We start from the raw sequence: 14,213 nt of genomic DNA, 5'->3' as shown, positions 1-14,213 counted from the left end.
TGCCAGAATCATTGTCAAAGAAACCGCGACACCAAACAAAACCAGTGTCAACGGGGCATAACAAACTAATTCGTCGACTAATCAAACACACTGTTGAGTTCTCAAGAATCAGACGCACCCGATCCTCGCCAGCTGTGCTGGTCCGGTCGCGGGGCAACCTGCAGAAACTTACCGGGCGCTCCATCCCGCGTCAAACTCGGCGGAACTTCGTGCTTCGGTGGTCGCAGCTGGTTTCCGCTTCATCTGACCTTCTGGCCAGGAGGCGGCGCCGCTTGCGGCGACAGGTGAAACATTAGACGACGTCCGCCCGTCATGCCAAACCGGGGGTCCCCTTCGTGCATAACCGCAGGTCAGCGGCCTGCGCGGCGTGGCGCCGCGGGGCGGTAGGGGCTGACGGTGGGGTCGCCGGTGGCCCAGAACCGCCACGGCAGGTCGGCTGCATGTCGCAGTCCGACGCGGGGCCCACGACTGATCTGGACCACCTGCTCCCCCGGGACGAGCTCGGGACGCACCCCGTTGTCGCCCAGGTCGATGCCGAGGGCGCGGCACAGGCGCGCAGGTCCGCGCGCCAGGTCGCGGTCGGACGAGCCGGGCCGTCGCGACCGTGCCCGGTCGATCCCGGCCACCACTTCTCCGGCTCGCAGCAGGACGGCGCCCGGGTCGCCGTCGGACCCGGTGACGAGGTTGGCGCAGTGGTGCATGCCGTAGACGAAGTAGACGTACAGGCGTCCGGGCGGGCCGAACATGACGGCGTTGCGGGGCGTACGGCCCCGGTAGGCGTGGGACCCGGGGTCGAGGGGCCCGGCATAGGCCTCGACCTCGGTGAGGCGTACCGACACTCCCCCGTGCGTGAGCACGGCGCCGAGCAACCGCGGGGCGACCTCGAGCGGGTCGCCCTCAGCCCAGTCGACCACGGTGACCCGCACTGGCGGCCCGCAGCTCGTCGAGCTGCTCACGCACCCGGACGGGAGCCGTGCCGCCACGCCCGGAACGCGACGACACGGAGCCCTCGACGGTGAGCACCGAGCGGACCTCCGGCGTCAGGGCCGGCGAGATCGTCGCCAGCTGCTCGTCGGTCAGGTCGGGCAGGTCGCAGCCGAGCTCCTCGCAGAGGCGTACGCAGGCACCCGCGAGCTCGTGGGCGTCGCGGAACGGCACGCCCTCGCGCACCAGCCACTCGGCGACGTCGGTGGCGAGCGAGAAGCCCTGAGGCGCGAGCTCGGCCATCCGCGGGCCGTTGAAGGTGAGCGTGGCGACCATCCCGGTCACCGCCGGCAGCAGGACCTCGAGCGTCTGCACGGAGTCGAAGACCGGCTCCTTGTCCTCCTGGAGGTCGCGGTTGTAGGCCAGCGGCAGGCCCTTGAGGGTGGCCAGCAGGCCGGACAGGTTGCCGATGAGCCGCCCGGACTTGCCGCGCGCGAGCTCGGCGATGTCGGGGTTCTTCTTCTGCGGCATGATGCTCGACCCCGTCGACCACGAGTCGTGGAGCGTGGCGAAGTCGAACTCGCGCGTCGTCCAGAGGATGACCTCCTCGGCGAGCCGGGACAGGTCGACGCCGATCTGGGCGGTCACGAACGCGAACTCCGCGGCGAAGTCGCGTGACGCGGTGCCGTCGATGGAGTTGGCCGAGGAGCCGGTGAACCCGAGCTCGGCCGCGACGGCCTCCGGGTCGAGCCCCAGCGTCTGCCCGGCGAGGGCGCCCGAGCCGTACGGCGAGTCGCCTGCCACGCGGGCGTCCCAGTCCCGGAGGCGCTCGACGTCCCGCACGAGCGGCCACGCGTGGGCCAGCAGGTGGTGGGACAGCAGCACCGGCTGGGCGTGCTGCAGGTGCGTACGACCCGGCATGACCACGTCGAGGTGCTCGGCGGCCTGGCCGGCGAGCGCCTCGACCAGGTCGAGCACGAGCCCGGAGATGGTGCGGGCGTGGTCGCGGAGGTAGGCCCGGAACAGCGTCGCCACCTGGTCGTTGCGCGAGCGACCCGCCCGCAGCCGACCGCCGACCTCGGGGCCGACCTCCTCGAGCAGCAGCCGCTCGAGCGCGCCGTGCACGTCCTCGTCGGTGTCGGCCGGTCGCAGGTCGCCGGAGGCGTACCGCTCCCCCAGCGCCGCGAGCCCGCGCAGGAGCTCGGCGTGGTCGGCATCGGTGAGGAGCCCGGCGCGGTGCAGGGCGTTGGCGTGGGCGCGCGAGCCCGCCAGGTCGTACGGCGTCAGCTGCCAGTCGAAGTGGGTCGAGCGCGACAGCGCCTGGAGCTCCGGGGAGGGGCCGCTCGCGAAGCGCCCGCCCCACAGCGAGCCCTCGTTGGTCGTGCCTGCGCTCGTGGGTGTGTCTGCCATCAGTCGGTACCGAACTCCATCGCCGCGCTCTCGAGCGCGGACTCGTCGAGGTCGTCCTCGTCCACCTGGTCGGCAGCCGAGTGGCCGGTGATCCGGTCGAAGCCACCGGCCTCGATGGCACCGTAGAGGGTGCCGTTCTCGACGAGCACCTGGCCCTGGTCGAGCGGCTGGGAGGCGTAGAGCTCGAGCTTGGCACGCGAGTCGGCGATGTCGAGGTTGCGCATGGTCAGCTGCCCGATGCGGTCGGTGGGGCCGAAGGCGGCGTTCTCGGTCCGCTCCATGGAGAGCTTGTCGGGGTGGTAGGAGAACGCGGGGCCGTCGGTGCGCAGGACCGTGTAGTCCTCGCCGCGCCGCAGGCGGAGGGTGACCTCGCCGGTGACGAGCGAGGCGATCCAGCGCTGGATGGACTCGCGGATCATCAGCGCCTGCGGGTCGAGCCAGCGGCCCTCGTAGAGCAGCCGGCCGAGCTTGCGCCCCTCGTTGTGGTACTGCGCGACGGTGTCCTCGTTGTGGATGGCGTTGACCAGCCGCTCGTAGGCGATGAACAGCAGCGCCATCGCAGGGGCCTCGTAGATGCCGCGCGACTTGGCCTCGATGATGCGGTTCTCGATCTGGTCGGACATGCCGAGCCCGTGGCGGCCGCCGATCGTGTTGGCCTCGTGCACGAGCGCGACCGGGTCGCTGTAGGTGGTGCCGTTGATGGCGACCGGACGGCCCTGGTCGAAGCGGATGGTGACGTCCTCGGCCTCGATCGCGACCGAGGGGTCCCAGAACTTCACGCCCATGATGGGCTCGACGGTCTCCAGCGAGACGTCGAGGTGCTCGAGCGTCTTGGCCTCGTGGGTCGCGCCCCAGATGTTGGCGTCGGTGGAGTAGGCCTTCTCCTGGCTGTCGCGGTAGGGCAGGTCGCGCTCGGTGAGCCAGGCACTCATCTCGTGCCGACCGCCGAGCTCGGTGACGAAGTCGGCGTCGAGCCACGGCTTGTAGATGCGCAGGTCGGGGTTGGCGAGCAGGCCGTAGCGGTAGAACCGCTCGATGTCGTTGCCCTTGAAGGTCGACCCGTCGCCCCAGATGTTGACGTCGTCGTCGTGCATGGCCCGGACGAGCATCGTGCCGGTGACCGCGCGGCCGAGCGGCGTGGTGTTGAAGTAGACGCGAGCGCCCGAGCGGATGTGGAAGGCGCCGCAGGCGAGGGCGGCCAGGCCCTCCTCGACGAGCTGGGTCTTGCAGTCGACCGCCCGGGCGATCTCGGCGCCGTACTGCATGGCCCGCGAGGGCACGCCCGAGATGTCGGGCTCGTCGTACTGGCCGATGTCGGCGGTGTAGGTGCAGGGCACCGCTCCCTTCGCGCGCATCCAGGCGACCGCCACCGAGGTGTCGAGGCCGCCGGAGAACGCGATGCCGACGCGCTCGCCGACCGGGAGGGAGGTGAGGACCTTGCTCACTGGGAGTCCTTTGCTGAAGTCGGGAGGTGGTGGTGTGCGTGCTGGGCCTCGTTGGCGAGGTCGAGGAAGCGCTGCGCCAGGGCCGCGCCGCCGCTCGGGTCGCGGCCGATGACCAGGACGGTGTCGTCCCCGGCGATCGTGCCGAGGATGTCACCGAGGTCGGCCTTGTCGAAGGCGCTGGCGAGGAACTGCGCGGCGCCGGGCGGCGTACGGAGGACGACGAGGTTGGCGCTCGCCTCGGCGCTCACGAGGAGCTCGCCGCAGAGCCGGGCGAGCCGGTCACGCCCGGCAGCGCTCTCGCGGGGCGCGGAGACTGTGCGGTCGCCGCCCTCGCCCGGCACGGCGTACACGAGGGCGCCGTCGGCGCCGCGCACCTTGACCGCGTCGAGCTCGACGAGGTCACGGCTCAGCGTGGCCTGCGTGACGCGGACGCCGTGGTCGCCGAGCAGGTCGGCGAGCTCGGTCTGCGACCGCACCGGGTGGGACGTGACGATGTCGATGATCCGTTGGTGGCGGGCGCTCTTGGTCAGGGGCGACACAGCGCTCATGACGAGCGCTCCAGCAGCCAGGTCAGCACGGCCTTCTGGGCGTGGCGGCGGTTCTCCGCCTCGTCCCACACCACGGAGTGGGGCCCCTCGATGACCTCCTCGGAGATCTCCTTGCCCCGGTAGGCGGGCAGGCAGTGCATGACGATCGCGTCGGCGGCCGCGTGCGAGAGGAGGTCCTCGGTGATGCCGTAGGGCGGGAAGACGCGCAGCCGCTCCTCCGACTCCTCCTCGCGCCCCATGCTCACCCAGGAGTCGGTGATGACGACGTCCGCGCCCGTGACGGCCTCGACCGGGTCGGCGACCAGCTCGATCGAGCCGCCGGTGTCCTGGGCGATCTCGCGCGCCCTGGAGACGACGTGCGCGTCGGGGGTGAAGCCCGCCGGGGCGCCGACCACCACGTGCATGCCGGCGGTGGCACCCGCGAGCACCCACGAGTTGCCCATGTTGCAGGCGCCGTCGCCGACGAAGGCGGCGCGGACGCCGGCGAGCCGGCCCTTGTGCTCGCGGACCGTCTGGAGGTCGGCGAGGAGCTGGCAGGGGTGGAACTCGTCGGTGAGCGCGTTGAGGACCGGCACGCCCGAGTAGGCCGCCATGGTCACCACGTCGGCCTGGTGGGCGGTGCGCCACACGATGGCGGCGGCCTGCCGGCCGAGGATCCGGGCGACGTCCTCGACGCCCTCCCGCGACCCCATCGCGGCGAGGCCGCCGTCGACGGTCATCGGGTTGCCGCCGAGCTCGGCGATGCCGGCCGCGAACGACACCTGAGTGCGCAGCGTCGGACGGTCGAAGACCAGCGCGACGGTGTGGGGGCCGGCGAGCGGCTTGTGCTCGAACGGCTCGGCCTTCATGCGGTCGGCCAGGTCGAGGACCTCGAGCAGCTCGGCCGGCGAGAGGTCGTCGTCGCGGAGGAGGTGGCGCGTCGCGGACGTCATGGGGTGGTCTCCGTGGTGGACGGGGTGGTGGACGGTGCGGCGGCGGCGCGGGCGTTGTCGAGGATCCCGGGCAGGGCGGCGTCGAGGGCGTCGAGGTCGGCGGCGGTGATCACCAGCGGCGGTACGAACCGCAGCCGGGTCGGGCCGGTGGCGTTGAGGATGAACCCGGCCTCGCGCGCCGACGCCACCGCGTGGGTGGCGTACGGCCCGTCGAGCTCGGCACCGCGCATGAGCCCGGAGCCGGTCACCTCGACCACGCCGGTCTGCTTGCGCAGCAGCGCCTCGAGCTGCGCGCCGCGCTCGACCACGGCCGCGAGCAGGCCGTCGGCCTCGATCGTGTCGAGGACGGCGCGGCCGGCCGCTGCGGCAACCGGGTTGCCCCCGAAGGTGGTCCCGTGGTTGCCGGGCTGGAGCAGCGAGGCGGCCGCGCCGTGCGCCACGGTGGCGCCGATGGGGATGCCACCGCCCAGGCCCTTGGCGAGCGTCACGATGTCGGGCGCGACGTCCTCGACGAGCTGGTGGGCGAACCACGCGCCGGTCCGGGCGATGCCGGTCTGCACCTCGTCGAGCCAGAGCAGTGCCCCGTGCTCGTGGGCGATCCGCTGGGCCTCAGCGAGGTAGTCGGCGGAGGGGACGACGACCCCCGCCTCGCCCTGGACGGGCTCGAGCACGACGGCGGCGACGGTGCCGTCGACGGCTGCCTCGAGGGCGGCGACGTCGTCGTACGGCACGAAGGTGACGTCTCCGGGCAGCGGCTCGAACGGCTCGCGGTACGCGGCCTTGGACGTGAGCGCGAGCGCACCCATCGTGCGGCCGTGGAACGAGCCCTCTGCGGCGACGAGACGGGTGCGTCCGGTGCGTCGGGTGAGCTTGAAGGCAGCTTCGTTGGCCTCGGCGCCCGAGTTGCTGAAGAACACCCGGGCCGACTCGTCCCAGCCGAGGAGCCGGACGAGCTGCTCGGCGAGGGCTACCTGCGGCTCGGTGGCGAAGAAGTTGGACACGTGGCCCAGGGTCGAGAGCTGCGTGGTCACGGCCTGCACCAGCGCGGGGTGCGCGTGGCCGAGCGCGTTGACGGCGATGCCGCCCAGCAGGTCGACGTACTCCTTGCCGTCGGCGTCCCACACGTGCGCTCCCTCGCCGCGCACGAGGGCGAGGGCGGGGGGACCGAACGTGTTCATGACCGCACCGGCGTAGCGGTGCTGGAGTGACTCGCTCATGCCGTGTCCTCGCTCCCGTAGGGCTTGCGCAGCTTGGTGGCGGCACCCGGCAGCACCTGGGTGCCGACGCCCTCGTCGGTGAAGATCTCGAGCAGGACGGCGTGCGGCTCGCGGCCGTCGACGACGGTCGCGCGCGGGACTCCCCCGGTCACGGCCTCGTAGCAGGCGCGCATCTTGGGGACCATGCCCGCGTCGAGGCTCGGCAGCAGCTCGCCGAGCGCCTCGGGGCTGATCTCCTGGATGAGGTCGTCGGAGTTGCCGTAGTCGCGGTAGAGACCCTCGACGTCGGTGAGGACGAGCAGCTTCTCCGCACCGAGCGCGATGGCGAGCGCGGCCGCTGCGGTGTCGGCGTTGACGTTGTGCACCACGCCGTGGACGTCGGGGGCCACCGAGCTGACCACCGGCACCCGTCCGGCCTCGATGAGGTCGAGGACCGCCTCGGGCCGCACGCGGGCGACCTCGCCGACCAGTCCCAGGTCGACCTCCTCGCCGTCGACGACCGTGTTGGTCGCCTCGGCGGTGAAGAGTCCGGCGTCCTCGCCGGAGAGTCCGACAGCGAGCGCACCGTGCTGGTTGACCAGGCCCACCAGCTCGCGCTGGACCTGGCCGACGAGCACCATCCTGACGACGTCCATGGCCTCGGGGGTGGTGACCCGCAGGCCGCCGCGGAACTCCGTCTCGATCCCGAGCTTGTCGAGCATCCGCGAGATCTGCGGACCGCCGCCGTGGACCACGACGGGCTTGAAGCCGGCGAAGCGCAGGAAGGCGATGTCCTCGGCGAAGGCGACCTTGAGGGACTCGTCGGTCATCGCGTTGCCGCCGTACTTCACCACGATCGTCTGGCCGTGGTAGCGCTTGAGCCACGGCAGCGCGGCCGCGAGCGTACGGGCCTTCGCGGGGTCGGGTCGGCGGGGGTTCTGGGTCGTCATCTCGTCACTCATGAGCTGTAGGCGCTGTTCTCGTGGACGTAGGCGTGGGTGAGGTCGTTGGTCCAGACGGTGGCTCGCGCGTCGCCGGACTTGAGGTCGATGGTGACGCTGACCTCCCGGCCGGTGAGGTCGACGGAGGCCGGGTCCGCAGCGGGCGTGGACCGCCTGCAGACCCAGACGCCGTTCATCGCGACGTCGAGGTCGGCGGGGTCGAACTGTGCACTGGTGGTGCCGATGGAGGCGAGCACGCGTCCCCAGTTGGGGTCGTTGCCGAAGACCGCGGCCTTGAAGAGGTTGCTCCGCGCCACGCTCCGGCTGACCTCGACCGCCTCGTCCTCCGACGCTGCGTGCAGCGTGGTGATCGCGATCTCGTGGTCGGCGCCCTCGGCGTCCTTGAGCAGCTGCATGGCGAGGTCGGTGCAGGCCTGGGTGAGCGCGGCGGTGAAGTCCTCGGGCGTCGGCGTGATGCCGCTGGCGCCACTGGCCATCACGGTCACCGTGTCGTTGGTGGACATGCAGCCGTCGGAGTCGAGCCGGTCGAAGCTGACCCGGGTGGCGGCGCGCAGGGCGGCGTCGAGCTCGGCGGCCGGGACGACGGCGTCGGTGGTGATGACGACCAGCATCGTGGCCAGCTGGGGTGCGAGCATCCCGGCGCCCTTGGCCATGCCGCCGATCGACCATCCGGCGCCCTCGACGACGGTGTTCTTGCTGACCGAGTCGGTGGTCATGATCGCCTCGGCCGCACTGGCGCCGCCGTCGGCGGAGAGCTCGGTGGTGGCCGCCTCGACGCCGGCGAGCAGGGTGTCGCGGTCGTTGGCGAGACCGATCAGCCCGGTCGAGCAGACGACGACGTCGATCGCGCCGATGCCCAGGCCCTCGGCGACCTTCTCCGCGACCGCGTGGGTGGTCTGGAAGCCCTCCGGCCCGGTGTAGCAGTTGGCGCCACCGGAGTTGAGGACGACGGCGCGCACGACGCCGTCCTTGACGACCTCCTGGCTCCAGAGCACGGGGTTGGCCTTGCAGCGGTTGGCGGTGAAGACGGTGGCGGAGTCGAAGGTCGGGCCCTGGTTGACGACGAGCGCGAGGTCCTTGGCGCCGGTGGACTTGAGGCCGGCGGCGACGCCGGCCGCGGTGAAACCCTTCGGGGTGGTGACGGTCATGGAGCGAGTCCGATCGTGGAGAGCCCGGTGGCCTCGTCGAGGCCCAGGGCGAGGTTCATGCACTGGACGGCGGCGCCGGCGGTGCCCTTGGCCAGGTTGTCGACCACGGCCACCGCCACCAGTCGTCGTACGCGCTCGTCGACGGCGACCTGGACCTGGACGGCGTTGGACCCGAGCACCGACTGGGTCTGCGGCCACTGCCCCTCGGGGAGCAGGTGGACGAACGGCTCGGAGTCGTACGCGGTGGCGTAGGCGACGCGCACCTGCTCCGGCGTGACGCCGTCGAGCAGGGGTGCCTGCACGGTCGCGAGGATGCCCCGCGACATCGGGACCAGCAGCGGCGTGAAGCCGACCTTCACGGGGCCGCCTGCGACGCCGCTGAGGTTCTGCACGATCTCGGGGGTGTGCCGGTGCGTGCCGCCGACGCCGTAGGCGCTGGCGTTGCCCATCACCTCGCTGCCGAGCAGGTGCGGCTTCGCGGCCTTGCCTGCGCCGCTGGTGCCGGATGCGGCGACGACGGTGACGTCGGGCTCGATCAGCCCGGCAGCGACGGCGGGCACGATCGCGAGCGTGGAGACGGTCGGGTAGCAGCCGGGAACGGCGATGCGGCGCGCGCCCCGCAGCAGGTCGCGCTGGCCGGGCAGCTCGGGCAGGCCGTAGGGCCACGAGCCCGCGTGCTCGCCGCCGTAGAACGCCTGCCACTCCCCCGGGTCGGTGAGCCTGAAGTCGGCGCCGCAGTCGATCACGACGGTGTCGTCGCCGAGGGCCTGTGCGATCGACGCGGACTGGCCGTGCGGCAGGCCGAGGAAGACGACGTCGTGGCCGGCCAGCGTCTCGACCGTGGTGTCGGCCAGGACGCGGTCAGCGAGCGGGAGCAGGTGCGGCTGGAGCGCACCGAGGCGCTCGCCGGCGTTGGAGCCCGCGGTGAGCGTGCCGATCTCGACGCCGGGGTGGCCCAGGAGGAGGCGCAGGACCTCACCCCCGGCGTACCCACTGGCTCCGGCAACGGCGACTGATGCGGTCATGTGCATGACTATACATTGGTCTGCATGGATCGGCGCACCGGGTCGTGAATGCCGGGGCGCGACGGCACGTCCTCGCCTACGGTGCACGGGTGACCCGACTCTCCCCGGACGCCTACCTGTCCCACCTCAGCTCCGAGTCCCTGCGCTTCCGCGACGTCCTCGCCCGCTGCGACCCCGCGGCACGGGTGCCGTCGTGCCCCGACTGGACGGCGGCAGACCTGCTGTGGCACCTCGCCGTGGTCCAGCGCTGGTGGGCCGAGGTGCTCACCGCGCGTCCGTCACGTCCCGAGGAGGTCGAGCCGCCTCGCCCGGAGACGTACGACGAGCTGCTGGGGGCCTACGACGCCTGGTCCGCAAGCCTCATGGAGGCCTTGGCGGCCGCCGACCCCGCCGAGGCGGCCTACACCTGGTCCGACGACCACACCGTCGGCTTCATCCTCCGCCGTCAGGCGCACGAGGCGCTCATCCACCGCGTCGACGCCGAGCTCGCCGCCGGGCTGCCCAGCGAGCTCGACCCGGTGCTCGCCACGGACGGCGTCGACGAGGTGCTCGGCGTGATGTACGGCGCCTGCCCACCGTGGGGCGTCTGGAAGCCGGGCGAGGCCCTGATGAGGGTCGACACCACCGACACGGGTGAGCAGTTCTGGCTCAGGTTCGGAAGCTTCTCCGGAACCTCGCCCGACAGCGGGACGACCTACACGGACGAGGAGGACTTCCACGTCGTGCCGGCGCCGGGGGACGACGTCGAGCCGGACGCCGTCGTCGACGGGCCCGCGGTGGCGCTCGACCTGTGGCTGTGGAGCCGGGGTGACGATGCGGAGGTCGCCATGGTCGGCGACGAGGCGACGCTGGCCCGGTTCCGCGCCATCGCCGGGACCCCGATCGACTGAGGACGACAGTCCCCGCGGGAACGACTCTGGCCCGTGAGTCCCTGGCAGACTCACGGGCCAGTGTCGGGTGGTGCTGGTGGTCAGGCGCGCTGGACGGCGCCGGTCCGCTCGGCGGCGAGAGCCACGGCGGCGTCGCGCGCGGCTGCCGCCTCACCCTCCTTGAGGGTCCGGTCGGGCGCGCGGAAGCGCAGCGCGTAGGCCAGCGACTTCTTGCCCTCGCCGACCTGGTCGCCGGTGTAGACGTCGAACAGCCGGATCGACTCGAGCAGCTCGCCCGCGCCCTCGCGCAGCGCCGCCTCGACCGCGGCGGCCGGTACGGAGGCGTCGACGACGAGCGCGACGTCCTCCTTGGCGACGGGGTAGGACGAGAAGGTCGGCGCCTTCCTCAGGTGGACCGCCCGCTCGATGAGCAGGTCGAGGTCGACCTCGGCCGCGACCGTGCGCTTCGGCAGCCCGAAGGCCTCGCAGACGGTGGGGTGCACCTCGCCTGCGTGACCGACGACCACTCCGTCGACCGAGAGCTCGGCGCAGCGCCCGGGGTGCCACGGCGCGAGCTCGACCGACGATGCGGTCACCTCGAGGCCGAGCGCCTCGGCCACCGCGCGGACGGCGTCGACGGCGTCGGCCCAGGAGACGGGACGCGCCTCGCCCCACCAGCCGCCGGCGACCGCGTCACCCGCGGCGACCAGTGCCAGGTGAAGGGGCTGGGCCGGGAGCGCGGCGTCGAGGGCCGCGAACTCGTCGTCGGTCGGACGGCGGTCCACCGGCAGGATCGCAGCGGGTCCGGAGTGCCGGGGCAGCGTGACGGTCCCGGTCTCGAAGATGGCCACGTCGGTGTTGCCGTGCCCGACGTTCTTGCCGGCCGCGCGCAGCACGCCCGGCAGCAGCGTGGTGGTCATGAACCCGGCCTCGGCGCTGAGCGGGTTCGACAGCTGCAGCAGGTCGCGGCGCGGGTCCTCGGCGGTGAGGCCGAGCGCGTCGAGGTCGGCCGCACCGACGAACGGGAAGCTCACGACCTCGACGAAGCCCTCACCGGCCAGCGTGCGACCGATCCGGCGGCGCAGCTGCTGCGGCCGGGTGAGCCCCCTGCCCGACGGCGGGGTCGGCAGGACCGACGGCACCTTGTCGTAGCCGACGAGACGGATGACCTCCTCGGAGAAGTCCTGCGCGTCGGTGAGGTCGGGGCGCCACGGCGGCGGGGTGACGGAGAGCGTGCCGGCGCCTCCCCCGTCGACGGACACCTCGCAGCCGACGGCGCGCAGGCACTCGACGCTGCGCTCCTCGGTGATCGGCATGCCGGACACCCGGGCGGCGAGGTCGCCCGGCACCTCGACGACGGGCATCGCGGGGGGCGTGCCGACCACGGTGACGCCCGGGTCGGCCTGGCCGCCGCCGTGCTCGACGAGGAGCTCGACCACGCGGTCGGCCGCAGCCTCGCAGATCGTCGGGTCGACGCCGCGCTCGTTGCGCTTGCCCGCCTCGGAGGTGATCTTGTGCCGGCGGCCCGTGCGGAACATCGACACGGCGTCCCAGTGCGCCGCCTCGACCAGGACCGTCGTCGTGGTGTCCGAGATCTCGGTCGTCTCGCCGCCCATCACTCCGCCGAGACCGATGATCCCGGAGTCGTCGGTGACCACGAGGTCGGCGGGGTCGAGCGTGCGCTTCGTCCCGTCGAGGGTGGTGAGGGTCTCGCCCTCCCGGGCGCGGCGCACCACGAGGGCGCCCTGCACCTTGTCGGCGTCGTAGCCGTGGATCGGGCGGCCGGTCTCGAGCATCACGTAGTTGGTGACGTCGACCGCCAGCGAGATCGGGCGCATGCCCGCTGCCGTGATGCGGCGGACCATGAAGTCCGGGGTGGGCGCCGTCGGGTCGAAACCGGTGACCTTGCGGGCGACGAAGACCGGGCAGCCCTCGGCGTCCTCGACCACGACGGGGTGGCCGTCGTCGTTGGCCGGAGGGGTGTCACGCAGCGCCGGGTCGCGGAAGCCGGTCGCGCCCTCGACGGACACCAGCACCTCGCGGGCGATGCCGCGGATCGAGAGTGCGTACGCGCGGTCGGGGTTGACCTCGAGCTCGATGGTCTCCTCGTCGAGCCCCAGCACCGGGCGTACGTCCTGGCCGGGCTCGCCGGCGTCGGCGGGCAGCACGATGATGCCGTCGTGGTCATCCCCGAGGCCGAGCTCGCGGGCCGAGCAGATCATGCCGGCGGACAGGTGCCCGTAGGTCTTGCGGGCGCCGATCTCGAACCCACCGGGGAGCACGCCGCCGGGCAGGACGGTGACGACGAGGTCGCCGGGCTCGAAGTTGTGGGCGCCGCAGACGATGCCCTGCGGCTCCCCCGTGCCATTGGCGTCACCGACGTCCACGGTGCACCAGTTGATGGTCTTGCCGTTCTTCTGCGGCTCGGGCTCCTTGGTGAGCACGCGTCCGATGACCAGCGGCCCGGTGATCTCCCGGCCGGGGCTCTCCACCGCCTCGAGCTTGAGGCCGGTGAGGGTCAGCCGGTCGGTGATCTCCTCGGTGGTGGTGCCCTCGGGCACGTCGACGTGGTCCAGGACCCAGGACAGGGGTGCCTTCATCTCAGTCTCCCCTCTCAGATCTCGGTGCCGAATGCGCTGCTGAACCGGACGTCGCCCTCGAAGAGCGGACGCAGGTCCTCGAGGTCGTGGCGGAACATGAACGAGCGGTCGATGCCCATGCCGAACGCGAAGCCGCTGTAGACCTCAGGGTCCACTCCGCACGCGACGAGCACGCGCGGGTTGACCACGCCGCAGCCGCCCCACTCGATCCAGCCCTCGCCGCGACAGGTGCGGCACTCGGCCACGCCCTCGCCGCCCCGGCACACGAAGCACTTGACGTCCACCTCGGCCGACGGCTCGGTGAAGGGGAAGTAGGACGGACGGAAGCGCGTGGTGATGCCGTCGCCGAACAGCTGGGAGGCGAAGTGGTCGAGCGTGCCCTTGAGGTGCGCCATCGTGATGCCCTCGTCGACCACGAGGCCCTCGACCTGGTGGAACATCGGCGAGTGCGTGGCGTCGTACTCGTCGGTGCGGAACACCCGCCCCGGGCACACGACGTAGATCGGGGGCGTGCGGGTCAGCATCGTCCGGGCCTGCACGGGCGAGGTCTGGGTGCGCAGCACGACGTGGTCGTCTGCCGGCTCGGTCCAGAACGTGTCCTGCATGGTCCGCGCCGGGTGGTCGGGACCGAGGTTGAGGGCGTCGAAGTTGAGCCACTCCGCCTCCACGACCGGGCCCTCCGCGACCTCGTAGCCCATCGCGACGAACAGGTCGGCGATCAGCTCGGACTGCAGGGTCAGCGGGTGGCGCCCGCCGCGGCGGCGTCGCGTCGTGGGCAGGGAGACGTCGACCGTCTCCTCGACGAGCATCCGCTCCTCGTGCTCGGCCTCGAGCACGGCCTGCCGGGCCGCGATGGCCTGGTTGATCGCGCCACGGGCCTGGCCGACGCGCTGGCCGGCCTCCTTGCGAGCCTGCGGAGGCAGCGCCCCGATCTCGCGGTTGGCGAGGGCGATGGGGGAACGGTCCCCGGCGTGGTCGAGACGGACCTGCTTGAGGGCCTCGAGGTCGGCGGCGTCGGCGATCGCGGTCAGGGCCGCCTCGCGCATCGCCTCGACCTGGTCGGCCTTGAGCGGGGTCACTTCGACAGGGTCGTAGTCGGTGTTGGGGCCGGACATGGCTCCCTTTCCAGCGGCGACAGGAGGTCGCGGCGATTC

At 72.2% G+C, this 14,213-nt stretch carries 12 protein-coding genes; 1 reads left to right on the top strand and 11 read right to left on the bottom strand.

What is annotated here, in order from left to right; translation table 11 throughout:
• Positions 1-350: 350 nt before the first annotated feature.
• Genes IEZ24_RS14110 through argC form a run of 9 tightly spaced genes read right to left on the bottom strand, consistent with a single transcriptional unit; the run spans position 351 to position 9,590 of the window.
• On the bottom strand, positions 351-914 hold the full coding sequence (locus IEZ24_RS14110; RefSeq protein ID WP_207206755.1) for a DNA-3-methyladenine glycosylase: 564 nt from the start codon (positions 912-914) through the stop codon (positions 351-353).
• Positions 898-2,334, bottom strand: coding sequence for an argininosuccinate lyase (gene argH, locus IEZ24_RS14105; protein WP_129454300.1), 1,437 nt, complete (start codon positions 2,332-2,334; stop codon positions 898-900). Before argH ends, IEZ24_RS14110 begins: the two co-directional genes overlap by 17 nt.
• The gene (gene argG, locus IEZ24_RS14100; protein WP_129454301.1) at positions 2,334-3,779 is read right to left on the bottom strand and encodes an argininosuccinate synthase; all 1,446 of its coding nucleotides are present in this window, start codon (positions 3,777-3,779) and stop codon (positions 2,334-2,336) included. The genes argH and argG overlap by 1 nt, the downstream gene beginning before the upstream one ends.
• Positions 3,776-4,327 carry an arginine repressor gene (locus tag IEZ24_RS14095; protein ID WP_129454302.1) on the bottom strand — a complete coding sequence of 184 codons (552 nt, stop codon included), beginning with the start codon at positions 4,325-4,327 and terminating at the stop codon, positions 3,776-3,778. Before IEZ24_RS14095 ends, argG begins: the two co-directional genes overlap by 4 nt.
• On the bottom strand, positions 4,324-5,259 hold the full coding sequence (argF, locus tag IEZ24_RS14090; protein WP_129454303.1) for an ornithine carbamoyltransferase: 936 nt from the start codon (positions 5,257-5,259) through the stop codon (positions 4,324-4,326). Before argF ends, IEZ24_RS14095 begins: the two co-directional genes overlap by 4 nt.
• Complete coding sequence (locus tag IEZ24_RS14085; RefSeq protein ID WP_129454304.1) at positions 5,256-6,476, bottom strand: acetylornithine transaminase; 1,221 nt, start codon at positions 6,474-6,476, stop codon at positions 5,256-5,258. The genes argF and IEZ24_RS14085 overlap by 4 nt, the downstream gene beginning before the upstream one ends.
• Positions 6,473-7,417: an acetylglutamate kinase gene (gene argB / locus IEZ24_RS14080; protein WP_129454305.1), complete on the bottom strand. Its 945-nt coding sequence runs from the start codon at positions 7,415-7,417 to the stop codon at positions 6,473-6,475. The genes IEZ24_RS14085 and argB overlap by 4 nt, the downstream gene beginning before the upstream one ends.
• Positions 7,414-8,565 carry a bifunctional glutamate N-acetyltransferase/amino-acid acetyltransferase ArgJ gene (gene argJ, locus IEZ24_RS14075; protein WP_129454306.1) on the bottom strand — a complete coding sequence of 384 codons (1,152 nt, stop codon included), beginning with the start codon at positions 8,563-8,565 and terminating at the stop codon, positions 7,414-7,416. Before argJ ends, argB begins: the two co-directional genes overlap by 4 nt.
• Positions 8,562-9,590: an N-acetyl-gamma-glutamyl-phosphate reductase gene (gene argC, locus IEZ24_RS14070; protein ID WP_129454307.1), complete on the bottom strand. Its 1,029-nt coding sequence runs from the start codon at positions 9,588-9,590 to the stop codon at positions 8,562-8,564. Before argC ends, argJ begins: the two co-directional genes overlap by 4 nt.
• Positions 9,591-9,679: 89 nt before the next feature.
• Between argC and IEZ24_RS14065 the strand changes: the two genes are divergently transcribed.
• Positions 9,680-10,480 carry a maleylpyruvate isomerase family mycothiol-dependent enzyme gene (locus IEZ24_RS14065; protein WP_129454308.1) on the top strand — a complete coding sequence of 267 codons (801 nt, stop codon included), beginning with the start codon at positions 9,680-9,682 and terminating at the stop codon, positions 10,478-10,480.
• 80 nt (positions 10,481-10,560) lie between these two features.
• Here the strand turns inward: IEZ24_RS14065 and pheT are convergent, their stop codons facing one another.
• Positions 10,561-13,059, bottom strand: a complete 2,499-nt coding sequence (gene pheT / locus IEZ24_RS14060) for a phenylalanine--tRNA ligase subunit beta (protein WP_129454309.1) — start codon at positions 13,057-13,059, stop codon at positions 10,561-10,563.
• A gap of 14 nt (positions 13,060-13,073) precedes the next feature.
• Positions 13,074-14,174, bottom strand: a complete 1,101-nt coding sequence (gene pheS, locus IEZ24_RS14055; protein WP_129454310.1) for a phenylalanine--tRNA ligase subunit alpha — start codon at positions 14,172-14,174, stop codon at positions 13,074-13,076.
• Positions 14,175-14,213 lie beyond the last annotated feature (39 nt).

Origin of the sequence: Nocardioides ganghwensis, from assembly GCF_014779655.1 — a bacterium.
Taxonomy (GTDB): domain Bacteria; phylum Actinomycetota; class Actinomycetes; order Propionibacteriales; family Nocardioidaceae; genus Nocardioides; species Nocardioides ganghwensis.
The sequence above is the reverse complement of the archived record's forward strand: the minus strand, read 5'-3'. Positions and strand labels throughout refer to the sequence as shown.